We start from the raw sequence: 520 nt of genomic DNA, 5'->3' as shown, positions 1-520 counted from the left end.
TCGTCAACAACGGCGAGCAGCGCGTCGCGCCCTTCGAGGACGCGACCGGTGCCCACGCCGGCGCCTTGCTGGGCGACGTCCGCCACGACCCGTTCCAGTCCGGCGGCATGGGAACTCCGAGTCACGAACGGGTCGAACCCGGCTCGATCCACAAGTCCAACAAGGGCGTGCTGTTCCTCGACGAGATCAACACGCTCGACATCCGCACTCAGCAGAAGCTGATGACCGCGATTCAGGAAGGCGAGTTCGCGATCACGGGCCAGTCCGAGCGCTCCTCGGGCGCGATGGTCCAGACCGAACCCGTCCCCTGTGACTTCATCATGGTCGCCGCGGGCAACCTCGACGCCATGGAGAACATGCACCCCGCGCTCCGCAACCGGATCAAGGGGTACGGCTACGAGGTCTACATGGACGACACCATCGAGGACACCCCCGAGATGCGGCGCAAGTACGCCCGCTTCATCGCCCAGGAGGTCGAACGCGACGGCCGCCTCCCCCACTTCACCGACGACGCCGTCGA

At 66.3% G+C, this 520-nt stretch carries 1 protein-coding gene; it reads left to right on the top strand.

Annotated elements, in window-relative coordinates:
• The coding region (locus tag AC0QDI_RS25185) for a sigma 54-interacting transcriptional regulator (protein WP_474672840.1) at positions 1-520 on the top strand (520 nt) is incomplete at both ends.

The organism is Natrinema sp. LJW11, assembly GCF_056135975.1.
The sequence above is the reverse complement of the archived record's forward strand: the minus strand, read 5'-3'. Positions and strand labels throughout refer to the sequence as shown.